Source organism: Angelakisella massiliensis (assembly GCF_900104675.1).
Taxonomy (GTDB): domain Bacteria; phylum Bacillota; class Clostridia; order Oscillospirales; family Ruminococcaceae; genus Angelakisella; species Angelakisella massiliensis.
This window is the reverse complement of the sequence record NZ_LT629945.1, coordinates 435,357-458,922: the sequence shown is the minus strand read 5'-3', so window position 1 is coordinate 458,922 and position 23,566 is coordinate 435,357. Positions and strand designations below refer to the sequence as shown.

Below are 23,566 nucleotides of genomic sequence, written 5' to 3'. Positions count from 1 at the left end.
CATGAAAGCAGTTCTGAGCAACGCCGACCACCCGGAATATGGTGTTGCGACGATCCCCCTGCCCATTCCCAGAAATCAATACGACCACTGCGTTGCGCTGTTGGAGTCACTGGAAATCGGCCATGTATCGGATGCCGACTGCCATGTGGACGCACTCGACAGCGCCTGGCCTGTGCTGTATCGGCTGGAAGGTGCCAGGGTCAATCTGGACGAGCTGGACTATCTGGCTAAGCGGCTGGACAGCTTTGATGTGGGCGAGTTTTCGCAATTTCAGGCCATGGCCGAAAAACTGCAGCTCACCAGCATGAAGGATCTCATCAACCTGACCTTTTGCTGCCAGCAGGCAACGGTGATCACGGACTTCACAAATTTGAAAGAGGTTGGCCGTGATCACTACATGAACATCCATGGCGGGTGTGCCAGCATGGAGGAACTGGAGCAGTTGGACGGAGAGGAAACCGCCATCTTGCTGATTGAGGGCAACGAGGGAACCATCACCCGCTACGGTGTGGTCTATGACAACGGTATGCAGCTCTCGCAGCTCTACGATGGAAAGCACCTGCCCTGCTATCACTATGAGGCCGATCTGACCGCTATCGGAATATCTTCCCGACAGGAACCGGAGAACACCCAAAATGTCACCTGGATATACCTCCCTGCCTCCAAAGGCCAGATTGAACGCGCCATGCAGCGCAGCGGCATTGCGCCTGAGAATAGGTGTCTTTGGATGAGTGAAAGCTCATTTCCCGAGGAAGTGGATGTGGTACTGGACTTCCGGTGCGAAAACATACACGAGCTCAATGAGCTGGCGCTGGTCATGGACAAGCTTTCATATGACGCCCGTGAGAAGCTGGGGGCCGCAGTCAGCATGGCCAAGCCGGAGTGCGCCGGTCAGATCCGGCATCTGGCGGAAAACCTGGATCTCTTTGCATTTGCCCCCGGCGCACATACCCCTGCGGAATACGGAAAATACATGATCCAGAAATCCGGTCATTTTGAGTATGACCCCAATCTGGACGAGTTCTATGACTACGAGCGGTATGGCCTGCAGCACATGGATCAGGAGTCCGGCGTGTTTACTGACCGCGGCTATATCGCCTACCAGGGTGCGCTGAGTCTGGAGGAACTGATGGCGGATGACCCGGCAGAAGCCTATCAGCGGGAACAGGACTTTCAGATAGGGGGAATGGCATGATCCAACTCTTCATGAAACGAAGCGGCAGTCCGGCCATTGTCCCGCTCCATTTTCCCGCATCGCATGACGCTATGACAGAAGCGGTCAGCCGGCTTGATGAGGCCAGCAGAACGGGCAAAACAGAGATCGTCGAGATCAAAAGCGTGATCGCTAATCTGCCGTCGTACCTCAGCGGGCTTGACCCCGATTCCAGAACGCAGCTTGCACAGCTGAATCAGCTTTCCAGCATCATTGCCAAAATGGACTCCCGTGAACGGAACATCTATGCCGGCGCATTGGATGGCAGCAGCATCAATGACCTGAGTGATATGATTCGTGTGGCGGAACAGGTGCCGGACTACATCCTCATTCCCAATGTCAATTCAGATGTGACACTTGGCCGTTATGTCGCTGTTGCAGGCCAGATTCAGGGCGATCCCAGATTCCCTGAAGCCGCCTGGCCCTACCTGGACTTTGCGAAGATCGGCGCAGAATACTATGCCGACCATGGCGGCGCCTATACCCATGCAGGCTATGTGCTCCGCAAGCAGGATGATGCGCTTGTCAGAGAGAAAAAGTCGAAGGTCCAGCTCGACCTCTCCTCCGCTAAGGCGCAAGCGATCGTCTGCCTTCCGGCAACGAAAGAGGAATTGGAGCGAGTAAAAAGAACACTGGGCATCGATTGTTTTGCCGAGGCAGCAATCACCAGAGTGTCGTTTTCTGTTCCCTATATGGACGAGCATATTCCCACTACAGGGGTCTGCGTGGAAGACGCAAACGAATTGGCCTGGGCCATTGAGGGGATGCAGTGTGACGATGGTGAGCTGCTGAAATATCTGTCGGTTCTTTCTGTGGAACAGCCAGGGACCATGCAGGAGGCGCTCCGCTATGCCATGAATCTGGACGACTACGAGCGCATCCCGGAGGACGCCTATGAATACGGGCAAACGGTCCTTCGGCGCATCGGTGCCGATGATGAACTGATCGATACCATCGACGGGTATATGGATTTCGAGAAGCTGGGCGAGGACGCCATGGTGGAGGACGGAGTCCGGCGCACGGAATTTGGCCTGATTCGCCGGTGCAGCAGCCCCTTTGCTGAGGAAACGCAGGCGATGGAGATGGAAGGGCTTTCCTGATGCCCCACGAAACCGAACTGCTCTGCGTAAAGCTGGCGGCGTATTCTCTCCTCGATATGCAGGTGACCTGAACAACACGATCCAATGATTGGGAGGAATGTGAATGAAGAAGAAAATAATGATCACAATAGCATCTATGGCGGCACTGGGAGCCGCTGTCGCCGGGTATCTCCACTTTTCCGGCAAGATGCCTTTTGGCCATAGCCATTTCCGCTGAGCTGTGGTATGTTGTGTAGCTATACCAAGGGGAAAGAGGTGAAATAATGAGCGTCAATGCGATGACTGAGGAGTATGAGCATATCGAGCTGTTTGGGAAGCCTGCCCTGTTCACCAATGCGCGAGTAGACACCCACACTGTGCCGGACGGTTGGCATGTATATGATCTGCGAGGCAGTGACAATGATCCGGGCTCACCCTGTACGCTGGAAATTCTGGTTGTGGTTAATCACGCTGGTTCTATCGTTGTGCCGGAACCGATTTCCTTTCCGGATAATCAGGACTACCGTGAGATTGGTGATGCGCTGGATTTTCTCGGCGATGAGATCACACTCACGGAATTTTGCAAACAGTATGGGTTGAAGACTCCACCCAAATATAAACTCAGGCCCGCTTCCCGTGAGGAGGCGGGCCTGTTCTATTCTCAGGTGGAAGAAGAACGGGACCTTCAGGCCGGTACAGTGGGCCATGTGCGGATGGATTTCGGTTCTTCCGGAAAAGGATTTCACCATTCCTGGTGGCCCCATAACGAAGACCAATTCAACACCGGGGAATTTAAGGATGACCTTCAGGAAGTGGTGGACACCCTTCGTGCCGATGGCCCGTTGAAGGACCTGGCATCGATGAGAGCCTACTGCTATCGGAACGGCGGGGCCATCACCGAGGACGGCCGGAGTTATGGCTACATCGCAGAAACGGAGCATTACCGCTACTGCCTGCGCTGCACCCCGTTTCCCGGCGACTACCAGGGGTATCTCTACTGCTATGACCTGCGTCAGCAGCAGATGGCCCAGCAGAACAGGGCCGTGGGGCGTGCGACCTTTGCCAATGGGGAACAGCGGGAGTATCACGATCCCCAAACCTATCTGGCTGCCATCCGGCAGGAACTGCCGTATCGGGATGTGACGGGTTTCCGGTATGAGACTCTGACGGATGACCCGGCTGTCCGCAAACAGGTGGATGACATCCTCTTCGACCTTTATGGCGAAGAAAATCCCCATTCTCTTGCGGACTATGAAAACAATCCCGGCCAAAATATGAATATGGGAGGAATGTAAATGTCAGCACCAAAAGAATGGCTGGACTTCCTGCGGGAACAGTTCCCCGCAGGTTCGAGGATCAAGCTCAGAGAGATGAAAGACCCGTATGCCCCGCTGGAGCCGGGCAGCACAGGGACTCTGGACTACATCGACGATGCTGGGCAGTTCCACATGAAGTGGGACAACGGCAGAACCCTGGCGCTGATCATCGGTGAGGACAGCTTCACCGTTCTGCCGCCCGAGCCCACCACCCTGAAGCTGTATATGCCCCTGACCGCCGATCTCTACACCCGCAACGAGTATGGGGAGATGGAGGACGACAGCACCCCGCTGGACGGAAGGCTGCTGCGGTGCTATGAGGGCGAGATCCTCAGAGCCCTGATCAACAACCGGATGCCGGAAGAAGCCGAGAGCGGCATCATGCACTGGTATGGCAAGGATGACAGCGTCAACCAGAAGGTCAAATCCGCCGTGTTCACCGTCGAGGAGCGGAACGGCCGGCTATGGGGCGTGGCTGAGTGCCGGGTGGTCGGCGCCCTCACCCCGGAAGATCTGACCACCCTGAAGGAGTACGTCTCCGGCCAGGCCTCGGATGGCTGGGGCGAGGGTTTCGAACAGCGGGAGATCTGCGTCGGCGACGACGAGCTGTATGTCCACCTGTGGAGCATGGAGGACAATTGGGACATCCGAACCGAGGCGGAGCAGTTCGCGCCCAGAGTGGCAGACGGCCTGCCGGAGATGTGCTTCTCCACCCTCAGGTCCACCGGCGATCTCATCTGCATCCGCCGGGGCGAGACCGGCTACTACCCCTCCGATTGGGACACCGGCGACAAGGAGAAAAATGTGGAGCTGGCGGACGAGCTGAACGAAAAACTGGGAGTCAGCCCCATTCAGCGGCAGGCCATGGAGGTGGGCAGTATGTGCGGCTGGGATGCCCCCGGCGCTGACCCCGCCAAGTACCAGGAAGACTATGTACAAACCGGGGCCCCCGCCGAAGCCCGGCACAGCGGGTTCGGTGGGGAGAGGAGTTCCGGCAAAATGAGTGAGCCTTGTCCCCCGGACGAGGCGAATGATATGGAGCATGGAACGACGATGGGAGGGATGACCCTTGGATAAAGTGTTTCGTGTGGAGCTGTTCGGGGAGAAGACGAACCGGTGGTGCGAGCTGGAGCTTCCGGCTACCTACTACGGCCTTCTGGATGCGCTGGACAAGCTTCAGATGACGCTGGGCGAAAAGCCGAGATGGGAATTCCTCGAACACCATGGCTTTGTCTTCCTGCAAGACCATTTGGCCCATGAATGCGATCTCTATCAGCTTAACGCTTTGGCAACCTGTCTGGGACAGATGAACGGCAGAGAAAAGACTGCCTTTGAAGGGCTGTTCAACATGGAGGTGGCCAAAAAGTACGGCCCCATCAGTGTTGCCACCATGATCGATCTGGCCTACAGCACAGACTGCTGCCACGTGGTCAACGCCTCAACGGATGAGCAGCTGGGCAGATTCTACGCCGAGAATGATTTCATCCCCGCACTTGACAAAGTCCCCGACCCCATCTTCGAGTACCTGGACTTTGAGAAGCTCGGCAGAAACGCCCGATTTGAGGAGGGCGGCGTCTTTGCAAACGGTGGTTATGTCACGCAGCACAACGAGCTGAAGCAGGTATATGACAGCCTGGCCTTGATCCCCGAAGCGCCGGAATATGGCATCCGCCTGACGGTCGGCAAGTGTCCCTCCCACTCCGATGAGCAGCCGGACAACAGGATGTGCCTGGATCTGCCCGCTACGCAGGAACGGCTGGACGCTGTTCTGGAGGCTTACGGAGGCGCCTCATGGTCGGAAATGTCTGTCCAGGTGGAGGACAGCGCGATGCCCGCGCTTCTGGAAAGCATGGACTGCAATGATGTTCACGAACTGAACGAGTTGGCCAAATGCTTCAAGGAGATGGTCGCGCAAGGAGACCTCTCCACATACAAGGCGGTTATCCTTGCGGCGGATTGTCACGATATCGCTGCCGCTGTCCGAATTGCGGAAAATCTGGATGACTACCTGATCGAGCCGGATCAGCGGACCCCCGAGGAGGTGGCCGTAGAGGAGCTTCGCTTCATTGTGGATGAGCATTCCCGGTCTATTTTGCAAAAGCACATTGTCCTCTACAGCTACGGCAAGGATGTCATGGCGTCAAACAACGCACTGCTGACCCCCTATGGGCTGGTCCAGCGCAGGGATGGCGAGCCGATCCGCAGCGAAGAAATGCAGGCAGAGAAGGCCGGAATGGAGATGATGTGATGGCAAATCGGCAAACCAGGCGGCTCCTTGATCTCCTGGACGGCTTTGAAATGACCAAGTCCCAGCACGACTGGCTGGAGCGGCGGTTCGAGAACATGACGGTCAAAGAAAGTCTCCTGTTCCGAGGGGCCATGCAGATCGAGCAGCCGAGGATGACCTGCGATGTGATGCTGATTGCCAGTCAATTGGATCACTACGACCTGTTCTACGGCGCCGGGGACGATGCCCGACTTGGCAAATTTATCATGGAACAGATCCAGCGCCCTGCCTCCCAGGCACGTGCATTTCTTGACCCGGAGAAAGTGGGGGCAGCTTACCGCCAGAAAGGTGGGAACACCTTCTGCGACGGGCACTTCATCAGGGTCACCTCCCTGATCGATCCGTTTCTGGATGGCGCCCCGACGCTGAATCCCGACAAAGGCGACTACGGTATCCGAGTCAGGCTGGCAAGCCGCTTCAATACGGACGGCGTGTGGGTGGGATTCCCGGACACCGGCGAGTATATGGATGCCGCACACCCGGACGAGCTTCTCCTGGCGCTGGACGCACTGGAGGTGGAGTCTTTGAGCGAGTGCATTGCTGTGGATGTGGGCTGCTGCCTCCCGCAGCTGAAGGACATCCTCTCTCAGTACGGCTCCGCAGCGGAACTCGTCCGTCACGCCATCGACTTCGGCTATGTCTGGGCGGAACAGGGGCAGGGAGGACCCCAGTGGCTGGATAAATGGCAGGCTGTGATGGAGCTGGAGGATTGCCACCGTCTGGATTACGCCCTGGATCTGGCACAGAACCTCCACTGCTATCACTTCATGCCCCGTGACATGGAACTCGCCGATTTCGGAAAAGAGCTGGCGAAACGGGACGGCGTATACCCCAGGGACGAGCTGCTTGCCTCCTGCTTTGATGCGGAGGGGTATGCCAACCAGAGGATGAAGAACATGGGTCTGTCCGCCGCTGCGCATGGCTTCGTATCCTGGAACGGCACAGAGCTGGTCTATGAGTACAGTCAGCCGGATATGGAGCCGACCATGTCCATGTGAAAAGCCACCCACAGACCAGCCGCCGCAACGGAGGTGATGAAATAAGAAATGAAATAGCCTGAACACCACAGGGGCCGTTACCCGAAAGGGACAAACGGCCCCTGATTTTTTGCGCTCTTTTCGGGTGACAGCCCCGGAAAGGAGCCCGCATGACCACGACAAACCCCATCGCTGCGTACCTGAAGACCTATCACAAGGGAGCGGAAAGGGTCGTATCCAGCCGGGAGCTGGAGGCAGCTTTCCAGATCCGCGGCCCCGACCTGCGCCGGTTGATCAACAGCCTGCGTGGGGATGGCGTCCCCATCTGCAGCTCGGCTTCCGGCTATTATTACGCCGGTACTGAGGAAGAACTGCGCAGAACGATCCGGCAGCTCCGGAGCCGGATCAAGAAGATCGCCCACGCGGAACGCGGTCTCACCAAGGCGCTGGAGCAATCCATCGACAGCGGACAGATATCCCTTCCGCTGGAGGGCGGTGATACCGCTTGAAAAGCTTCATCCCCTGGGTGGGCGGTAAAAGCAAGCTGCTGTGGCTGATCCGAAAGCTGTCTCCCTCGCGGTATTCCCGGTTTATTGATGTGTTCGGCGGCAGCGGCACAGTGACCCTGAGCCGCCCCATCCAGCCGGGATGTATGGAGGTCTACAACGACTTCAACAGTGACCTGACCAACCTGTTCTGCTGTGTCAAAAACAGGACCATGGCGCTTCTGCTGGAGTTGGGTTTTCTGCCGCTGAATACACGCGACGATTTCAATGTGCTGTATAAGTTCTTCTCCAAAGAGGAATTCACCGATGACTATCTGGACGAGGAGATGGAGCTGACGGAGCGGTATCTGGAGCCGCCGGATGCCGAGACCATCCGAAGGATGATGCTGGAACGGGCGCCTCGCGGCGATGTGCGGCGGGCCGCCGACTTTTTCAAGCTGATCCGATACAGCTTCAGCGGCGGTGCCAAGTCCTTTGCCGGAAAATCCTGCGACATCCGCCGTTTCTTCTACCTGATTTGGGAGTGCTCCCGCAGGCTGGCAAATGTCGTCATCGAAAACAAGGACTGTGTGGAGGTCGCCCGTCAGTACGACCGGCCAGACGCATTTCTGTATTTTGATCCGCCCTATTACGATGCGGAGGACTGTTATGCGGCGGTGTTTCCCAAGGAAGATCATCAGCGCCTCCACGACGCCCTTCTGGAGTGCCAGGGGTATGTGATGGTGTCCTACAACTACTGCCCCTTCATCGTGGAGCTGTACAAGGAGTTTTACATCTTCCACACCACTCGCCCCAACAGCATGTCGCAGAAGGCCGGAAGCGAGTATGAGGAGATCGTCATCACCAATTACGACCCCCGCCGCCACAATTCCGCAAGGCATTGGCAGCTCAACCTTTTCAACCTGTCTGCCGCGGATGAGGAGGAGGGAAAATACACCCTGATCCATGAACCCACAAAAGAACTCAAACAGGAGGAATGAACATGACATTTATCAAGTACACAAGCGACGGCAAGGCCGTCATCCAGCCCGCCGCCCTGACCTTAAGCGGGCTGGACAGGGAGGAAACGCTGGAGCTGCACACCCTGGAAAACGCCATCGTCCTGCTCAAGCAGGAGATGGAGCCTGCGGAGAAGGCTGCCGCCACGACAACTCTGCTGCGACTGGCCCACAGCCTGATGGAGGATATGCTGGCCGACTGGGAGGCCCAGGAGGACGATGGGGATATGTGCGACGGCTGCCACGGCTGCGATGAAGATATGCTCCCCATCCCCGCCGAAGCCTTTGCGGATGCCGGCATCCTGTACGATAACCTCTGTGTGTTCAGCGTGGACGGCGCTGTTCTGGTGGTATCCGATGACCACAAGACCACATGGAGCGATGCGCTGACCAAGGCGATCCTTGAAAGTGGGAAAGCCAATGACTAAAGACCACGCCTACCTCTATCTCAGTTCCTTCGCCGAGGCCAAACGGCAAAACGAGGTGGCCCTCTGGCGGGCAAGCCACTTGGAGAACATCGCCTGTAAGCAGGCCATCGAGGAATCCATCCGCCGGGGCTTTGATGGGATGCACCTGGACCGTGACTGCGCCAGAAGTGTCATCGATAATTTCGGATTCAAACGTGTGGGGTGGGTGCTGTCCGCCACGCTTCAGCAAAAGCAGTACGACGGACGATTCAGCCCGCAAAACAAAGCGTGGGCCGCCTCCACCTTCATCCCGCCCAGCGACCGCAATTATGAGTTTACCGTGGAGAGCCACCCCGCCGTGCTGGACGGCTTCGTCAACGACTTCCGCAAGGCACAGGCAGAGCTGAAGCTGTTCACCGGCTCCCAGTGCGACGATATGACCGGCCAAAATCTGGAGGGCAAGGTGCTGGTCATGAGTCCGTTCACACTGAAGGAGTCCTGCTGGGCGCCGGAAAATCAGCTCTGGCTGGCCACCGGCGGCTTTGGCTGCGTCCCCACCGCCGCAGGCAGAGCGGTATACGCCACCTGTCTTGGCGATGGAGAGCAGACACGCTGGAACCGCAGCGACTTTATCGGCATTCTCCGGGAGGAGCATCTGCCCGACTGGGCCAGAGAGCGGCTGGAGCAACTCCGGCAGGAATCGCCCGCCGGTCTCGAAATGAGTCATCCATCCATGTAAAGAAAGAAAGGAGATTTGTCACATGGCAACACAGAAGAAAAAGCAGCAGGAAACCCCCACGCCCCAGGTGGAGGCGCGAATCGACCGTATGGTGGATGGGGACTTCAAGACCAAAGCCTATGCCAGCGCCACCATCGGCGGCGCCTTTGCCGTCCACGGCATCCGGGTCATTGAGTCCGACAAGGGGCGCTTCATCTCCATGCCCCAGGAGTCCTACAAGAAAAATGGCGAAACCAAATACAACGACACCTTCCACGCCATTACCGCCGAGGCACGGACCGCGCTGGTGGAGGCGGTCAACGACGCTTACGAGCAGAAGCTCCAGGAGCAGCAGGAGCAGAAAAGCGACGCTCCCGAGCAGGCTATGAGTCAGCAGATGTAAACCGGTTGTCCGGAAGGAGGTGATGCACCCTGATTCGTTTCACAGTAGACAACCAAAACCGCCTGATCTTCTATGGCAATATGGTGGGCTATGTAAAGGACAGCACCGCCGTTGTGGACGAAATGTTCCAGACCGATGAGCTGTCCCGTTATCTGGCCAGAATGAACCTGGCTCCCCAGTGGGAGGAGGGCGTATTCGACCGCCTGACTGCCGGTGAGGTACCCGGTGAGGAGCTGGGTCAGCCGCAGAAGGGCTGCCGCATCTGGCAGCTCCGAAAAGATGTGGATGTCACCATGCGTTTCATCGGATATGAGGATCTGGTCAAAAAGTTCGGAGAACCGGATGCCGGCAACTATACCCAGGTATTCGAAGGGAATCTGGGAACCAATGATCTGGAGCGGATCTATGCCATCTGCAGGGATAGCCCTCCTCCCGGATACCGGGGATACCGAATGGCACTGTCCGATGTGGTGGAGCTTTACGACGCTTCCGGCAGCGAGTTTTATTACTGCGACCGGGTGGGCTTTCGTCCCATCCAGTTCAGCCAGAGTCAGGAGCAAGCAGAATGTATTGAAATGACCATGTAGGCCGGACGTTTGCCCATCGTCCGGCCTTTACCTTGTCAGGGCGTAGCCGCAGCCCTCCCGCATCAGGAAGACTGTGACCGAACCTACATCATCAAGCCATCCACAAACAATCAAAATTGATTTACTTACAGGAGGTATTTTTCATGAAGAAGCTGTTTAAGAACATCGCCAACACCGCCAAGACCACCGCCGCCAGCTACAAGTCTTCCATCGCCGCCTTCCACAGCCGGGCTGTCAGCGGCAACGCCGGCGAGGGCTACATCGATACCGCCGTCAAGGTGCTGATCGCCGTCGTTCTGGGCGCCCTGGTGCTGGCCGGTCTGTACGCTGTGCTGGACGACACCGTCATGCCCACCGTCACCCAGCGGATTCAGGAGATGTTCAACTACGCGGGCTGATGCTCTGGGTACAGGCACTGGTCTTCTGCGGCGGTCTCATCTATGCCGCCGTGGATGACCTGAAAACCAGAACGGTCTGCGACATCGTCTGTATCATCATTGCTGCGGCGGGGCTGATCACCATCAGCCCCGCCTCCCTTTTGGGGGCGCTGCTGGCAATGGCCCCATTTTACCTCTGTGCAGGTCTCGGCCTGATGGGGGGCGGCGATTGGCGGTTAGCCGCCGCCGTTGGATTTGTTCTGGGAGTTGACCGGGTAATCACCGGCTTGTGTCTTATGGCCGCTGCGCTCCTTTTCGTTTCCTTTGCCATGCGGGTGATCCCGGCACTGCGGGAGGGCGCATCGGCAAAGCAGCCGCTGGTTCCGTATTTCGCGGTGGCTTTCATCCCCGCATATTTCTTATAAGGAGGCTCATATGAAAATCTTTCGCAACCGCACCGTGGTCGGTGTGCTGTGTATCCTTCTTGCGCTCCTCATCTGCTTTGGGGTGACGCCCCTGTTCAGCCGCAGCGCCAGCGAGAAGACTGAAATCGTCCGCGTCACCGCCGACATCAAGGAGGGCGACGAGATCACCGCCGAGATGGTGCAGACCGTGGAGGTGGGCGCTTATAACCTGCCCTCCGGCATTATGACAGACAAGGATGACGTCATTGGCAAGTATGCCACCGCCGACCTGAAGATGGGCGACTACATTCTGGACAGCAAGCTCTCCTATGAGCCCGCCGCTGAGAACGCCTATCTGTACAGTCTGGACGGGAACAAACAGGCCATCTCGGTCACTATCAAGAGCTTTGCCACCGGCCTTTCCGGCAAGCTGGAGAGCGGAGACATCGTCTCCGTCCTTGTGGCCGACTACAAGGGTATGGGCGAAACCGTGATCCCGCCTGAGCTGCAGTATGTAGAGGTCATCTCCGTCACCGCTTCCTCCGGTTACGACGCCAACACCGGCGAGGCTGTTGAGGATGAAAAAGAGCTTCCCTCTACCGTAACGCTTCTGGTGACCACCGAGCAGGCCAAGGTGCTGGCCGGACTGGAACAGGAAAGCGAGCTGCATCTGGCCCTGGTCTACCGCGGCGCACCTGAGAATGCCGATGAATTTATCGCGGCGCAGGACGCTCTGATCGAGGAACTGTACGCCGAGCCGGAGGCTGAGGCGGCGGAGGGCGCTGAAAATGCGGAAAGCGCTGAAACCGAGGAAAGCGAGGGCGCTGATCCTGCCGCAGAGAGCGAGGCGGCTGGAGAATGAACTTCATCAAAGGAAGCCTGTTTCGTCGAAACACGGAGCCGGAGGAACTGGAACCTGTTGTGGAGTCCGGCGGTGGCGTTCTCGCCGTGTGGGGAAGCCCCGGCTGCGGTAAAACGGTTACCGCGGTGAAGATCGCAAAGCATCTGGCCTCCCAGAAGAAAAATGTGGCGCTGCTGCTCTGTGACATGACCGCCCCCATGATGCCCTGCATCTGCCCGCCCTCCGAGCTGGAGTGCGATAAATCCCTGGGCAGCATCTTTGCGGCCCAGCGCATCTCCGTCAACCTCATCAAGCACAACCTGACCACCCACAAAAAGCTGTCCTATCTGACCATACTGGGGCTGCGAAAGGGCGAGAACGAGTATACCTACGCGGCCTGCACCAAGCAGCAGGCCGAGGAACTCATCCGCGGTCTGCGTGAGATCGCCCCCTATGTGGTCATCGACTGCTCCAGCTATATCGCCAATGACATCCTCTCCGCCGTGGCGCTCATGGAGGCCGACAGCGTCCTCCGGCTGGCCAACTGCGATCTGAAGTCCATCGGGTACCTGTCCAGCCAGCTCCCGCTCCTCCGGGAACTGCACTGGGACGAGGACAAGCAGTATAAAGCTGCGTCCAATATCAAGCCTCTGCAGGCTGCCGACCGTATCGGTCAAGTGCTGGGCAGCGTTGCTTTCAAGCTGCCGTACTCTCAGGAACTGGAGGAGCAGTATCTGGAGGGGACGCTCCTGAATGACCTCTCCATGAAGGACAGCAAGGCGTTTCGCCGGGAGATCGAGAAAATCTGCAAGGAGGTGTTCTGATGCTTGGCGACAAGAGAAGCAATTCCATATTTGCTGCGCACCCGGTCGCCGCCCCGGTGGAAGCCAGGCCAGAACCGGCCGAGGTGCATGATATCGCCTTTGAGGAGGATACCGGACGGTCCATCTTTGCGGAAGCCAAGGTCGCCCCCAAGGCAAGCGAAGTCTTCTTCGCTCCCCAGGCCGAGGGGATGCCCTTCGGGGAGGTACTCAGTCAGGTGCAGTCCTACCTCTCCGGCGCCTATGCCACCCTGATTACCGACAGCGGGGATGAGGCCAAGGAGCAGATGAAGCGCCGCATCGCCCGGTATCTGCAGGACAACCGAATGGCTGTGGACGGCATGACGCAGGGCGAGCTGGTGGACGCTCTGTACACGGAAATGGCCGAATACGGTTTCCTCACCAAGTACATCTTTGCAGACGGCATCGAGGAGATCGACATCAATTCCTGGCGGGACATCGAGATCCAATATTCCGACGGCCGCACCGTCAAGCTGGAGGAACACTTTGACTCGCCGGACCATGCGGCCAATGTCATCCGCCGTATGCTGCAGAACTCCGGCAAGGTGCTGGACAACGCCAGTCCCATCATCACCTCCCGTCTGGCCAAAAACATCCGTGTTTCGGTCATTAAGACCCCCGTGCTGGACGAGGACGCAGGTGTTGCGGCCTCCATCCGAATCGTCAATCCCAAGAATCTGACCAAGGAGGACTTTGTGGGCAGCGGAACCGCTACGGAGGAAATGCTGGACTTTCTGTCCGCCTGCCTGCGCTATGGCGTGTCCATCTGTGTGGCTGGCGCCACCAGCTCCGGCAAAACCACCGTGGCGGGCTGGCTCATGTCCACCATTCCCGACCGCAAGCGGATCTTCACCATTGAGGACGGCTCCCGTGAGCTTCAGCTCATCCGGGAGCAGAACGGCAGGGTGGTCAATTCCGTCGTCCATACCCAGACCCGTGACAGCGAGAATGAGCGGCAGCGCATCGACCAGATCGCACTGCTGGACATTGCCCTTCGTTTCAACCCCGACATCATCGCAGTTGGTGAGATGCGCGGCCCGGAGGCCAATGCTGCCCAGGAAGCCGCCCGTGTGGGTGTGGCCGTTCTCACCACCATCCACTCCAGCTCCAGTGAGGGTACCTATCGGCGCATGGTGTCCCTGTGCAAGCGGGCCGTGGACACCCCCGACGATACGCTCATGGGCTATGTCACCGAGGCTTATCCCATCGTGGTCTATTGCCGCCAGCTGGAGAACAAGCAGCGCCGCATCACCAACATCTCCGAGTGCGAGATCCTGCCAGACGGAAGCCGCAGGCTTCATAAGCTCTATGAGTACAACATCACGGAAAACCGTCTGGAGGGCGACCGTTTTATCATCGAGGGACATCACCAGAAGTGTGAGGAGATGTCCGGGAGCCTGCAGCGCCGGTTCATCGAAAACGGCATGCCCCACGGTGAGCTGGAGCAGTTTATCCAGAGGAAGGAGGAAACTGCATGACAACGATCCAACTGATCGCCTGCGTGGGCATGATCGCCGGGCTTTTTATGGTGCTGGGGATCTCCCCCGCAGAAATGAGCGACAGCATCTTTTCCCGGCTGACTGCCGCCCCCGGCAGCATCCGGGCGGACATCAATGAGACGACCAAGCGCAAAAAGGCCGGTTTCTTTCGCCGGGAGATCACAGAAGCCCAGGCGGTATTGGCCGCATCCGGGCGGGAGGGAAAATTCCCCATGGTGTGCATGGCATCTCTGGTGCTGTTTGCCCTGGGCGCCTGCATCGCCATTCTTGCCGGGAACGCCTTCCTCGTCCCCGTACTGGCCGTCGGCTTTATGCTGATGCCGTTCTGGTATGTCAAGCTGACGGCCGGAGGCTTCAAAAAGGATGTGGCCGCCGAGCTGGAAACGGCGCTGTCGGTCATCACCACCGCCTATCTGCGCACGGAAAACTTCCAGCAGGCGGTGGAGGAAAATGTCCGGTACCTGCACCACCCGGTGCAGGAGGTGTTCCAGCGGTTTCTCACCCGCATCAAGCACATTGACCCGGACATGGACGCCGCGCTTCATGACCTGAAATATGCCATCGACAACGAGGTATGGCAGGAGTGGTGCGAGGCGGTATCCGCCTGCCAGACAGACCGCAGCCTGAAAAGCACCCTGACTCCCATCGTCAGCAAGCTGTCGGATATGCGGGTAGTCAACGGAGAACTGGAAAATCTGGTCTTCGGCCCCCGCAAGGAATTCGTCACCATGGCGATCCTGGTGCTGATCAATATCCCGCTGGTGCGGTTTATCAACACGGACTGGTATCACACTCTGGTGGACACCATCCCCGGCCAGATGGTCATCGCCGTCTGCATCGCAGCTGTATTCGTGTCCTTTGCCTTTGTGGTGAAGCTGACGCAGCCCATCGAGTATCGGAGGTGAGGAAATGGGCGCACTTTTATTTCTGTTCGGCGCCGCACTGGCCGCCGGACTGTATTTTGTCCTTGCCGACCTGCTGAAAATTCCCCGGCTGGCTGCGGAACGGGCGCTCATCTCTGCTGGGCGGCGGGAACGCAGTCTGGTCAAATCTCTGGAGGCGCTGATCCTCGGCTGGGCATTGAAGCTGGCTCCGCTGATCCGAATGGACGAATACAAATACCGCCGTCTGGAGAGCAAGCTCACGGCGGCAGGGTTGGATATGACGCCCCAGGTCTACTCGGCTTATTCAATTCTGAAGCCCTGCCTCATCCTGCTCGGCATCATCCCGTGCCTGCTGATCCTGCCCATCCTGAGCCCCCTCATCGTGGTGCTGGCCGTTCTGACCTGGTTCAAGGAGAGCCGCCGTGCTGACGAGCTGGTCAAGGCCAGAATGGAACTGATCGAAGGCGAGCTGCCCCGGTTCGTCGCCACCATCCATCAGGAGCTGGCTGCCAGCCGGGATGTGCTGCGGATTCTGGAAAACTACAAGAAACACGCCGGGCCTGACTTTGGTCGTGAGCTGGATGTGCTGACTGCGGATATGCGGTCCTCCTCTTACGAGGCGGCGCTCATCCGCTTTGAGGCCAGAATGGGCTCAGCCATCATTTCAGACATCGTCCGCGGCCTCATCGGCATCCTCCGGGGCGACGATGGCAGGATGTATTTTCAGATGCTCTCCCATGATCTGAAAGCACAGGAGCTGCAGCGGCTCAAAGCCAAGGCCGCCAAGATCCCGCCCAAGATCCGGGTATTCAGCTTTATCATGCTCCTGTGCTTTATGATGACCTATATCGTCATCATCGTGTACCAGATCGTCAACTCCCTGGGGAGCCTGTTCTAAAGGAGGTCGCCATGAGAAAATTACTGAAACGGCGCTCCGGCGAAGGCTATATCGATGTTTGCGTCCTGGTGGTATGCGCCATGCTGGTGCTGGCGCTGGTGGTCCGTGTGCTGCCGGTCTATATCACCAAACAGCAGCTGGACACCTATGCCGTGGAGCTGGTGCGTGAGGCGGAAATTGCCGGCCGGGTCGGTACGGAAACCACTCGCCGTGCGGCGGCGCTTACCGACAGCACCGGGCTTGACCCTGACATCCGGTGGTCCGCCACCGGACGCATCCAACTCAACGATGAGGTCACTGTGACCCTGACGCTGGAAACGGATATCGGCCTCTTCGGGGGGCTGGGCTCATTCCCTATTACGCTGACTGCGGAGGCCACAGGAAAGTCGGAGGTGTACTGGAAGTGAGAAAGGCTATTTTTCGCCGTCGCTCCGGCGAGGGCGCCCCCATGATCCTGGCCATTGTGCTGGTCTTGCTGATGCTGTTCTGTGCCGTGGCGGAATTCTGCCGGTTATGGATCATCGCCCAGGGCGTGAAGGAAGCCGCACAGCAGGCAGTGATCTCCACCGTCAATGACAACTATGACGATGTGTACCACGCCGTGCGGGAGGGCTATGCCGCCGGATGGTATCCGGACGGCACAGGCCGCTGGGATGAGAGCATCGACACCGGCGATGTATACGGTCAGCTTTCCGAAACCCTGGGCCTGGAAAATACGGCACAGGGGTACCAGAAGCGTTCAGGCGGAGAGATCGAGTACATAATCTCCGGTTTGTCTGTGGAGTTGGAGAACAACGGCCTCAGTTCCGGTCAGAGCGAGGGTTACACCGCTGTGGTGGAGATTCACTTGGAGGTTCCGGTACGCTTTCTCGGAAACCTTCTGCCCTCTGCCAACATGACTTTGCACACGGAAGCGAAGTATATCCCGCTCTTCTAAAAAGGTTTCTCCTTTGCAATAGACTTCCGCGAAAAGATGTGGTATTGTCCACTTAACAAGAAAAATGTTCAAGGGAGGTATGCGCTATGACAGAAAAGACGAAGAAAATGATCCTCATCTCCATCGGCTGCCTGCTCTGTGCGGCCGTTGCGATTGGAATCGCCGCCCGGTTTGGCGGCAAAGCCGAGATTCCTTCCGGTGTGGTATCCGATGAGCCGGCGCAAAGTGGCGACCCGGATGTGAGTATCAACAGCGACGGGCAGACGGATGTGGACATCCAGGTGGAGGTGCCGGACGCATCCGAAACCGATCCCGCCCAGGGCGCCGACTCCAGCGGTTTGGAGCAGACCATCCAGGCCGACCCGGTCAAACCGGAGCAGCCTGAAAAGCCGGAAGCCCCAGATGGAACCTCGACACTGCCGGAGAACCACGACGCAGAAGATGTGCCGGAGGAGGAACGCAGGACCGAGGACGAGGAGCCGCCCACCTATGAGGAGCCGCCCACAGTCACCCCCACCGAAACAGAGCCTGCTGCCGGAAGCACCAACAGCGCCGGTCAGGTCTATGTGCCCGGCTTCGGTTATGTGGAGAACAGCGGCGAGAACACCGTCATCGAAGGAAATGATATATACGAAAACGGTAATAAAATCGGCACAATGGGTGGCGGAAACTAACCAATTATTGTAAAGAAGGCGCAGTCAATCCCGACTGCGCCTTCTCTTTTGCCCAAAAATCCGAAAGGAGGTCCTCTATGAAGCGAATTCTTGCGCTTATTCTTTCCGTCGTCCTGATGCTGGGAATCGCTGTGCCTGCTTACGCCATTGGCGATGAGAATATTGATAGCGGCGGAGGCAATCTGGGCAACGGAACATCCACCAGCTATTGGAACCCCGGCATGGACGGCGTCCGCATTTCTGTTGTTGAAACAAGTAGCCATGCGGTCATAGGAAACACGATAGATTGGAGCAACAAAATGCCGGGTACCAATGTGATCCACTTTGGAAAGATAAGCAAGCTATCTTATAACAGCGGTGCATCTCTACGGCCAATTGTAGGCGGATATACTTGCATACGTCCAGCCCAAAGCCTTCCCCGCATTATCTCCTCCGGCAGCTATCCGGCCAGCATTGATGCCATCCGCAGTTATTTTACGGATGAACAGGTCATTCGGGCCATTGCCGGGTATGTTGGGATGGATTTTGACACCCTGATTTGCGGTGATTATAAAATCGTCATTGAGCCGATTGCATACCTGGTTTACGGCGGCGCCAACTACGCTATGACCGCAACCGAAGCTGCCCTTTATGATAAGACAGTTGACGGTGATCTTCGATACTGGATGGGCTCGCTGACCCATCAGAACCTGCCGCTGGCCATCTTTCTGGAGGAAGCAGACCTGGGGTATCCCGCCTGGTCGGGCAGCACCACCAGCAAGGTGAGCAACGACCAGATCATCTCCTCTCTGGGCATTGGCATTGTCCGGTTCAACGACGAGCTGGAGCCGCCGGAGATCGACGAGTTTGACTACGAATACCGGGTGGACACAGATGTGATCACCTCCGTGGAGGTGTCCGGCGGTCAGTCTGACCCGGACAACCCGGTCACCGTGCAGTTTGTGATCGAAGGCAGCACCTATACGGTCAGCAATGTCTATTACCCGGAGGGAGACAGCCAGCTGGTCTGGGTGAAATGGCATACGCCGGAGGAACCCTGTGTCTGCACCATCCGGGTCCGAGTCCAGGGCGGCGGCACGGCCCAAAGCACCATCACTGCCAATATCGTTGATCTGGACGGGAACGATCCCCCCAATCCCGTGGCCGATGACCGAAACGATGACTTTACCCTGGTGAGCATCCCGGAGAAAGAGGAAGTGACCTCTGCCTCCTGGGGCATCTGGTCTCCCTGGTGGCAGGAGAATTGGGTGTGGGTTGAAAACTGGGAGAAGTGCTGGCACACGGACCGGTGGACGGACAGCGAGGGCAAATCCCACACGGACCGCTGGTACCACTGGGTGGACAACGGCTGGTGGGAGGATCAAGGCTGGTGGGAGTTTGATTATAGCGGCTACTCCGCCAGCCTGTCGGCTTCCATGGCCATTACGCCGGATAGCATGTCCCCCACAGCAAGCGCCACGACCGCCAAAAGCGGTTACGGCATCCAGCAGACTGTGACTGCCAATGTCAGCACGACCCAGAGCTCTGCCGTGACTGCGGCGCAAAATGCCGTGACCTATTTCCCGGAGTTCAACTACGAAGGATTCTGGCGGCTTCTGGATCGAAGCGTCAGCGGCAAACGCTCCGCCTTCGCCTTCAAGAATAATCCCTACAGCACATATAACAGGCCGACCCATTTCACCCCCATCTGGTATCCCGATGGAAGCTATACGCCGTACACCTGGCTCCTGGACTGCTGGACGCCGGCAGGCATGCTGTCCATGAACCTAACGGATTCCATTCGGATTTCGGGCGACCTATGGGAAGACTGGCATATCGCCCCCGCAAATTAACAAACTCACAATGGAGGTTCATCTATGCGTAAATATAACTGCAAACGCCTGATTGTTATGATGATCGTGGTGCTGGCTATGGTCTGCCTGACGGCAACCACGGCCTTTGCCGCAGGGACCGGGGATGTGGCCGGCGCCGTGGAGAGTACCTGGACCACCGCATCCGCTCAGATCAAGACTGTGGTCAACAACGTGGTGTTTCCCGCCATTGACCTGATCCTGGCGGTGTTCTTCTTTGCCAAGCTGGGTACCGCTTATTTCGAGTATCGGAAGTCCGGTCAGTTTGAGTGGGCGGCTCCGGCCATCCTCTTTGCCTGCCTGGTGTTTACTCTGACGGCTCCCATGTATCTCTGGGACATCGTGGGCATCTGAGGAGGGCATATGAACTTTTTTGAGCAAGAGCTTCACAGGATCGTTGCCCCGAAGTACCCTGATGCCACTTATGTAGGCCGGGCCTGCTATGTGCGTCTGAATGAGCTGAACCGGGCAAAGATCCAGTTCGTCACTGGAATTGTGGCAAATCAATACCATGCCCTTCGCATCTCCATTCTGAACCGGAACGAAGGCCAGGTGGATGCGCTGCTCCTGAACCTTTCCGACATCCTCGGGAAAAAGCAGACCAACAACCCGAACTTCAAAAACGGGATCACCCCCTACATCTGGGATGACTACGGGAAAGCGGACTGGTATGTCTACCATCCCAACAGCCGGGACTACCGGCAGCTCACGGAGGCGGTTTCCGACTACCTGGAGGTATTTCAGGAGCAGACCCAGACGGCTGACCCTCAGTGGCAGCAGACCATGTAAGTAAGTGACCCAGGGGCCGTACCAGCTGTGCGGCCCCCGGCCCTTTATCCCAGGCAGTTGGTGCGGCCTCGCCCCGAAAAGAGGTGAGCGAACCATTGTTTATTTGGGATTTTGTTGCCGACACCATCCTCGGACAGATCGTTGACTGGATCTATGGCCAGGTCATGGGCTTCCTCGGGAACTTCTTTGCCGAGATGGGGAACATGGGCGTTGAGCTGTTCGAGATGAGCTGGGTGCAGAGCGTGGTACTGTTTTTCTCCTATCTGGCCTGGGCGCTCTACGGCACCGGCCTGGTGGTGGCCTGCTTTGAATGCGGCATTGAATACTCCTCCGGCAGAGGAAATGTCAAGGAGATCGCCCTCAACGCCATCAAGGGCTTTATGGCGGTAAGCCTGTTTACCGTGGTGCCGGTTCGGCTCTATGAACTCTCTGTCACGCTGCAGGCCAGCCTCACCGCCGGAATTACCGGATATGGGACCTCCATTGGCGAGGTGGCGACCGAGATTGTCGATACGCTCAGCGGAGTGGATTCCCTGACAGGCATGACATCCGGCTCATACTTTGGGTTTGCATCCATCACCAGCCCGATCATGCTGCTGTTCTGTATTATCCTGATGGCCTATGCGGTGATCAAGGTATTCTTTGCAAACCTGAAGCGCGGCGGTATCCTTCTGATTCAAATTGCGGTAGGCAGTCTCTATATGTTCAGCGTGCCCCGCGGCTATACCGACGGCTTCATCCAGTGGTGCAAGCAGATCATCGGCCTGTGCCTGACCGCTTTCCTGCAATCCACCATATTGATAGCCGGATTGATGGTGTTTAAAGATAATGCGCTTCTGGGCCTTGGCCTGATGCTGTCCGCCGGTGAGATCCCCCGTATCGCCGGAGCCTTTGGCCTGGATACCACCACAAGAGCCAACATCATGTCTGCGGTCTACACCGCCCAGGCCGCAGTCTCCACCACAAGAACCATCGTTCAGGCGGTAGCCAAATGAGAACAAACAGCATGGGGCCCCCGCACAAGCCCGATACCGCGGCTTGTGTGGGGAGAGGAGGCGCAGCGGAGCGAGTGAATTTTCGTGTCCGCACGGAAATGAACGATGCGAAACTTGCGCCGACGATGGGCAGCCTGTTTGACGGGATCGGGGGATTCCCGCTGGCCGCCATTCACAACGGCATCGTTCCTGTGTGGGCCAGCGAGATCGAAGCATTCCCGATAGAGGTGACCCGGCTTCGATTTCCCGATATGGTCCATGTAGGCGATATCACAAAGCTTGACGGTGCGGAGCTGCCGCCGGTGGACATCATCTGCGGCGGCTCTCCCTGTCAGGACTTGTCTGTGGCCGGAAACCGCGCCGGTCTCTCCGGCGCGCGCTCCGGCTTGTTCATGGAACAGGTCAGACTTGTAAAGGAGATGAGAAATGCAGAACGATTACGAAACAGAACAGCTCTCTATATACGACCTCGATTTATGGTGTGGGAGAATGTTCCCGGAGCCTTCTCCAGCGGAACTCCCAAAGGAGAGGACTTCCGGATCGTCCTCGAGGAGATCGTCCGAATTAAAGTCGGTGGTGTTTCAGTCCCTCGACCTGACACCGGGCGCTGGGAATCTGCTGGGCGAATCGTATTGGGAACTGATTTCTCCCTGGCGTGGCGATGCCTTGACGCTCAATACTGGGGTGTCCCCCAGAGAAGAAAAAGAATCTTCCTTGTCGCAGATTTTGCAGGACGATCCGCCGGACAAATACTATTTGACCCCGAAAGCCTGCCTGGGTATCCTGCGCCGGGCCCTTGAGCGAGGAAAAGAGCTCCCCAAGAAGCTCAAACGGGCGCTGGAAATCCAATCTGGAGTCGCTCCACCGGACGGCGACGCCACCAAGTTGGAAGCGTACCATATCAACCAGAGGGATGAAGGTATCAACCTGCACGGAGTGTCCGGCGCCCTAATGGCCACTAACAATATGCAAATGCAGACCTTTGTCACACAGCCAGACAAGGATGATGTGGAAGGCTTTGATGGGTACAATGGCGATTTGACCGGCGATGTTGCGGCAACGCTTGGCGTAAACTGCGGGATGTCCACAGGCCGAAACGGTCTGCTCCAGCCGATTGCCTTTGCGGCAAATCAGAGAGATGAAGTCCGGGATCTGCACGATGTGGCCGGAGCCTTGGGCGCCCAACCGGGAATGAAGCAGCAAACCTTCATTGCGGAAGGTGTAGTGGCCAAGGGCAACGGCGATTGTTTCCTGACGCCGGAGCGCCATACATCCCTGAGTGCAGGGGGCGGTCAGGCCGGACAGGGCTACCCTTGCGTCCTGACTGCCGGTTTCTCTGCCGGTGCAGGAGCATCCGCCGGAGGCATCGGCTATGGCGAAGAACTCGCCCCCACGCTGAAGGGCAGCGCTGGCGGGAACTGCATGCCATCGGTTTTGTGCCTCAACGACCAGGGCGGCAGCGTCATGGAATGCAGTGAAAATGTGACAGGGACTCTCCGAGCCCAGGAACACGGACACCAGCCGCTGGTCTATGAGAACCACGGCATCGACTCCCGCTACACCGGTCCGCATCGGGTCGCTCCCACCATGTCCGCACGGTACGGTACCGGCGGCAACAATGTGCCGTTGGTAGAGCAGGAACCGGTATTCTGCATCACCGGCAACGCCATCGACAGGCAACCCAAAAACGGTGGGAACGGCATCGGCTATCAGCAGGACATCGCCTATACCTTGACCGCAACCGACCACCATGCGGTATTCAGCAGGCAGCGGGTGGATGTGTTCAAGGACGGCGAGGTGGTCAGCACCCAGAGTGCCCGTCAGCATAAGGATGCCACAGATCTTGTGCTGCAAGGGACAGGCCGGCCAAAGCTGATTCGCAGGCTGACCCCACTGGAGTGTGAGCGCCTTCAGGGCTTCCCGGACAATTGGACAGCCATCCCCGGCGCCTCGGACTCAGCCCGCTACAAAGCACTGGGCAATTCCGTTGCCATTCCGTGCGTGGACTATGTTCTCCATGGCATTTCGCTGGTGCTTCTGGCAAGCTGAATGTGCCTTGTTGCTTCTGCTTCGTTTACGCTTGCT

General features: G+C 57.7%; 26 protein-coding genes and 1 pseudogene. All 27 read left to right on the top strand.

Features of this window, described 5'->3' with window-relative positions; genetic code table 11:
* Position 1: 1 nt before the first annotated feature.
* The 27 genes and pseudogenes from BQ5383_RS07410 to BQ5383_RS20380 all read left to right on the top strand — a co-directional run bounded on the left by BQ5383_RS07410 (position 2) and on the right by BQ5383_RS20380 (position 23,530).
* Positions 2 to 1,195, top strand: coding sequence for an antirestriction protein ArdA (locus BQ5383_RS07410; protein WP_071434940.1), 1,194 nt, complete (start codon positions 2 to 4; stop codon positions 1,193 to 1,195).
* The gene (locus tag BQ5383_RS07405; RefSeq protein WP_071430801.1) at positions 1,192 to 2,313 is read left to right on the top strand and encodes a DUF6329 domain-containing protein; all 1,122 of its coding nucleotides are present in this window, start codon (positions 1,192 to 1,194) and stop codon (positions 2,311 to 2,313) included. Before BQ5383_RS07410 ends, BQ5383_RS07405 begins: the two co-directional genes overlap by 4 nt.
* Before the next feature lie 263 nt (positions 2,314 to 2,576).
* Positions 2,577 to 3,587: an LPD28 domain-containing protein gene (locus tag BQ5383_RS07400; RefSeq protein ID WP_071430800.1), complete on the top strand. Its 1,011-nt coding sequence runs from the start codon at positions 2,577 to 2,579 to the stop codon at positions 3,585 to 3,587.
* Positions 3,588 to 4,685 (top strand): DUF4314 domain-containing protein, encoded by a 1,098-nt coding sequence (locus tag BQ5383_RS07395; RefSeq protein WP_139193380.1) that lies wholly within the window; start codon positions 3,588 to 3,590, stop codon positions 4,683 to 4,685. It abuts the gene before it with no gap.
* On the top strand, positions 4,678 to 5,856 hold the full coding sequence (locus BQ5383_RS07390) for an antirestriction protein ArdA (protein ID WP_071430798.1): 1,179 nt from the start codon (positions 4,678 to 4,680) through the stop codon (positions 5,854 to 5,856). Before BQ5383_RS07395 ends, BQ5383_RS07390 begins: the two co-directional genes overlap by 8 nt.
* The gene (locus BQ5383_RS07385) at positions 5,856 to 6,893 is read left to right on the top strand and encodes a hypothetical protein (RefSeq protein WP_071430796.1); all 1,038 of its coding nucleotides are present in this window, start codon (positions 5,856 to 5,858) and stop codon (positions 6,891 to 6,893) included. The genes BQ5383_RS07390 and BQ5383_RS07385 overlap by 1 nt, the downstream gene beginning before the upstream one ends.
* 149 nt (positions 6,894 to 7,042) lie before the next feature.
* Complete coding sequence (locus BQ5383_RS07380; RefSeq protein WP_071430794.1) at positions 7,043 to 7,381, top strand: hypothetical protein; 339 nt, start codon at positions 7,043 to 7,045, stop codon at positions 7,379 to 7,381.
* The gene (locus tag BQ5383_RS07375; protein WP_207738183.1) at positions 7,378 to 8,358 is read left to right on the top strand and encodes a DNA adenine methylase; all 981 of its coding nucleotides are present in this window, start codon (positions 7,378 to 7,380) and stop codon (positions 8,356 to 8,358) included. Before BQ5383_RS07380 ends, BQ5383_RS07375 begins: the two co-directional genes overlap by 4 nt.
* 2 nt (positions 8,359 to 8,360) lie before the next feature.
* Complete coding sequence (locus BQ5383_RS07370; RefSeq protein ID WP_071430792.1) at positions 8,361 to 8,804, top strand: hypothetical protein; 444 nt, start codon at positions 8,361 to 8,363, stop codon at positions 8,802 to 8,804.
* Entirely contained in the window at positions 8,797 to 9,522 is a 726-nt protein-coding gene (locus tag BQ5383_RS07365; RefSeq protein WP_071430790.1) for a DUF3849 domain-containing protein, read from the top strand. Before BQ5383_RS07370 ends, BQ5383_RS07365 begins: the two co-directional genes overlap by 8 nt.
* A gap of 22 nt (positions 9,523 to 9,544) precedes the next feature.
* A complete protein-coding gene (locus BQ5383_RS07360; protein WP_076944460.1) occupies positions 9,545 to 9,904 on the top strand; it encodes a SpoVG family protein in 360 nt (119 codons plus the stop codon).
* Between the two features lie 80 nt (positions 9,905 to 9,984).
* On the top strand, positions 9,985 to 10,491 hold the full coding sequence (locus BQ5383_RS07355) for a YodL domain-containing protein (protein ID WP_071430788.1): 507 nt from the start codon (positions 9,985 to 9,987) through the stop codon (positions 10,489 to 10,491).
* A gap of 143 nt (positions 10,492 to 10,634) precedes the next feature.
* Entirely contained in the window at positions 10,635 to 10,889 is a 255-nt protein-coding gene (locus BQ5383_RS07350) for a DUF6133 family protein (RefSeq protein ID WP_071430786.1), read from the top strand.
* Positions 10,889 to 11,293, top strand: coding sequence for an A24 family peptidase (locus BQ5383_RS07345; protein WP_071430784.1), 405 nt, complete (start codon positions 10,889 to 10,891; stop codon positions 11,291 to 11,293). The genes BQ5383_RS07350 and BQ5383_RS07345 overlap by 1 nt, the downstream gene beginning before the upstream one ends.
* Before the next feature lie 10 nt (positions 11,294 to 11,303).
* Entirely contained in the window at positions 11,304 to 12,134 is an 831-nt protein-coding gene (gene cpaB / locus BQ5383_RS07340; protein WP_071430782.1) for a Flp pilus assembly protein CpaB, read from the top strand.
* Positions 12,131 to 12,937, top strand: coding sequence for a CpaE/TadZ family protein (locus BQ5383_RS07335; protein WP_071430780.1), 807 nt, complete (start codon positions 12,131 to 12,133; stop codon positions 12,935 to 12,937). The genes cpaB and BQ5383_RS07335 overlap by 4 nt, the downstream gene beginning before the upstream one ends.
* Positions 12,937 to 14,433, top strand: a complete 1,497-nt coding sequence (locus BQ5383_RS07330) for a type II/IV secretion system ATPase subunit (protein ID WP_071430778.1) — start codon at positions 12,937 to 12,939, stop codon at positions 14,431 to 14,433. Before BQ5383_RS07335 ends, BQ5383_RS07330 begins: the two co-directional genes overlap by 1 nt.
* Complete coding sequence (locus BQ5383_RS07325; protein WP_071430776.1) at positions 14,430 to 15,359, top strand: type II secretion system F family protein; 930 nt, start codon at positions 14,430 to 14,432, stop codon at positions 15,357 to 15,359. The genes BQ5383_RS07330 and BQ5383_RS07325 overlap by 4 nt, the downstream gene beginning before the upstream one ends.
* 4 nt (positions 15,360 to 15,363) lie before the next feature.
* Positions 15,364 to 16,236 carry a secretion protein F gene (locus BQ5383_RS07320; RefSeq protein WP_071430774.1) on the top strand — a complete coding sequence of 291 codons (873 nt, stop codon included), beginning with the start codon at positions 15,364 to 15,366 and terminating at the stop codon, positions 16,234 to 16,236.
* An 11-nt stretch (positions 16,237 to 16,247) separates the two neighbouring features.
* On the top strand, positions 16,248 to 16,643 hold the full coding sequence (locus BQ5383_RS07315) for a DUF4320 family protein (protein WP_071430772.1): 396 nt from the start codon (positions 16,248 to 16,250) through the stop codon (positions 16,641 to 16,643).
* Positions 16,640 to 17,173: a hypothetical protein gene (locus BQ5383_RS07310; protein ID WP_235396415.1), complete on the top strand. Its 534-nt coding sequence runs from the start codon at positions 16,640 to 16,642 to the stop codon at positions 17,171 to 17,173. Before BQ5383_RS07315 ends, BQ5383_RS07310 begins: the two co-directional genes overlap by 4 nt.
* A gap of 86 nt (positions 17,174 to 17,259) precedes the next feature.
* Positions 17,260 to 17,847 (top strand): DUF6550 family protein, encoded by a 588-nt coding sequence (locus BQ5383_RS07305; RefSeq protein WP_071430768.1) that lies wholly within the window; start codon positions 17,260 to 17,262, stop codon positions 17,845 to 17,847.
* A 77-nt stretch (positions 17,848 to 17,924) separates the two neighbouring features.
* Positions 17,925 to 19,679 (top strand): DUF8193 domain-containing protein, encoded by a 1,755-nt coding sequence (locus BQ5383_RS07300; RefSeq protein WP_071430766.1) that lies wholly within the window; start codon positions 17,925 to 17,927, stop codon positions 19,677 to 19,679.
* Positions 19,680 to 19,703: 24 nt separating this feature from the next.
* Positions 19,704 to 20,051: a DUF3852 domain-containing protein gene (locus tag BQ5383_RS07295; RefSeq protein WP_071430764.1), complete on the top strand. Its 348-nt coding sequence runs from the start codon at positions 19,704 to 19,706 to the stop codon at positions 20,049 to 20,051.
* Positions 20,052 to 20,060: 9 nt separating this feature from the next.
* On the top strand, positions 20,061 to 20,486 hold the full coding sequence (locus tag BQ5383_RS07290) for a hypothetical protein (protein ID WP_071430762.1): 426 nt from the start codon (positions 20,061 to 20,063) through the stop codon (positions 20,484 to 20,486).
* 95 nt (positions 20,487 to 20,581) lie between these two features.
* Complete coding sequence (locus BQ5383_RS07285; protein WP_071430760.1) at positions 20,582 to 21,481, top strand: conjugal transfer protein TrbL family protein; 900 nt, start codon at positions 20,582 to 20,584, stop codon at positions 21,479 to 21,481.
* Positions 21,482 to 21,579: 98 nt separating this feature from the next.
* Positions 21,580 to 23,530 (top strand): annotated as a pseudogene (locus BQ5383_RS20380) (DNA cytosine methyltransferase).
* Positions 23,531 to 23,566: the final 36 nt, after the last annotated feature.

Excerpts from the sequence above, each read along its gene's own strand:
- BQ5383_RS07365 (WP_071430790.1), top strand. The coding sequence starts at position 8,797 with ATGACTAAAGACCACGCCTACCTCTATCTCAGTTCCTTCGCCGAGGCC.
- BQ5383_RS07395 (WP_139193380.1), top strand. The coding sequence starts at position 3,588 with ATGTCAGCACCAAAAGAATGGCTGGACTTCCTGCGGGAACAGTTCCCC.
- BQ5383_RS07405 (WP_071430801.1), top strand. The coding sequence starts at position 1,192 with ATGATCCAACTCTTCATGAAACGAAGCGGCAGTCCGGCCATTGTCCCG.
- BQ5383_RS07350 (WP_071430786.1), top strand. The coding sequence starts at position 10,635 with ATGAAGAAGCTGTTTAAGAACATCGCCAACACCGCCAAGACCACCGCC.
- BQ5383_RS07330 (WP_071430778.1), top strand. The coding sequence starts at position 12,937 with ATGCTTGGCGACAAGAGAAGCAATTCCATATTTGCTGCGCACCCGGTC.
- BQ5383_RS07325 (WP_071430776.1), top strand. The coding sequence starts at position 14,430 with ATGACAACGATCCAACTGATCGCCTGCGTGGGCATGATCGCCGGGCTT.
- BQ5383_RS07360 (WP_076944460.1), top strand. The coding sequence starts at position 9,545 with ATGGCAACACAGAAGAAAAAGCAGCAGGAAACCCCCACGCCCCAGGTG.
- cpaB (WP_071430782.1), top strand. The coding sequence starts at position 11,304 with ATGAAAATCTTTCGCAACCGCACCGTGGTCGGTGTGCTGTGTATCCTT.
- BQ5383_RS07370 (WP_071430792.1), top strand. The coding sequence starts at position 8,361 with ATGACATTTATCAAGTACACAAGCGACGGCAAGGCCGTCATCCAGCCC.
- BQ5383_RS07345 (WP_071430784.1), top strand. The coding sequence starts at position 10,889 with ATGCTCTGGGTACAGGCACTGGTCTTCTGCGGCGGTCTCATCTATGCC.
- BQ5383_RS07315 (WP_071430772.1), top strand. The coding sequence starts at position 16,248 with ATGAGAAAATTACTGAAACGGCGCTCCGGCGAAGGCTATATCGATGTT.
- BQ5383_RS07305 (WP_071430768.1), top strand. The coding sequence starts at position 17,260 with ATGACAGAAAAGACGAAGAAAATGATCCTCATCTCCATCGGCTGCCTG.
- BQ5383_RS07295 (WP_071430764.1), top strand. The coding sequence starts at position 19,704 with ATGCGTAAATATAACTGCAAACGCCTGATTGTTATGATGATCGTGGTG.
- BQ5383_RS07400 (WP_071430800.1), top strand. The coding sequence starts at position 2,577 with ATGAGCGTCAATGCGATGACTGAGGAGTATGAGCATATCGAGCTGTTT.
- BQ5383_RS07385 (WP_071430796.1), top strand. The coding sequence starts at position 5,856 with ATGGCAAATCGGCAAACCAGGCGGCTCCTTGATCTCCTGGACGGCTTT.
- BQ5383_RS07355 (WP_071430788.1), top strand. The coding sequence starts at position 9,985 with ATGGTGGGCTATGTAAAGGACAGCACCGCCGTTGTGGACGAAATGTTC.
- BQ5383_RS07380 (WP_071430794.1), top strand. The coding sequence starts at position 7,043 with ATGACCACGACAAACCCCATCGCTGCGTACCTGAAGACCTATCACAAG.
- BQ5383_RS07335 (WP_071430780.1), top strand. The coding sequence starts at position 12,131 with ATGAACTTCATCAAAGGAAGCCTGTTTCGTCGAAACACGGAGCCGGAG.
- BQ5383_RS07410 (WP_071434940.1), top strand. The coding sequence starts at position 2 with ATGAAAGCAGTTCTGAGCAACGCCGACCACCCGGAATATGGTGTTGCG.
- BQ5383_RS07320 (WP_071430774.1), top strand. The coding sequence starts at position 15,364 with ATGGGCGCACTTTTATTTCTGTTCGGCGCCGCACTGGCCGCCGGACTG.
- BQ5383_RS07290 (WP_071430762.1), top strand. The coding sequence starts at position 20,061 with ATGAACTTTTTTGAGCAAGAGCTTCACAGGATCGTTGCCCCGAAGTAC.
- BQ5383_RS07300 (WP_071430766.1), top strand. The coding sequence starts at position 17,925 with ATGAAGCGAATTCTTGCGCTTATTCTTTCCGTCGTCCTGATGCTGGGA.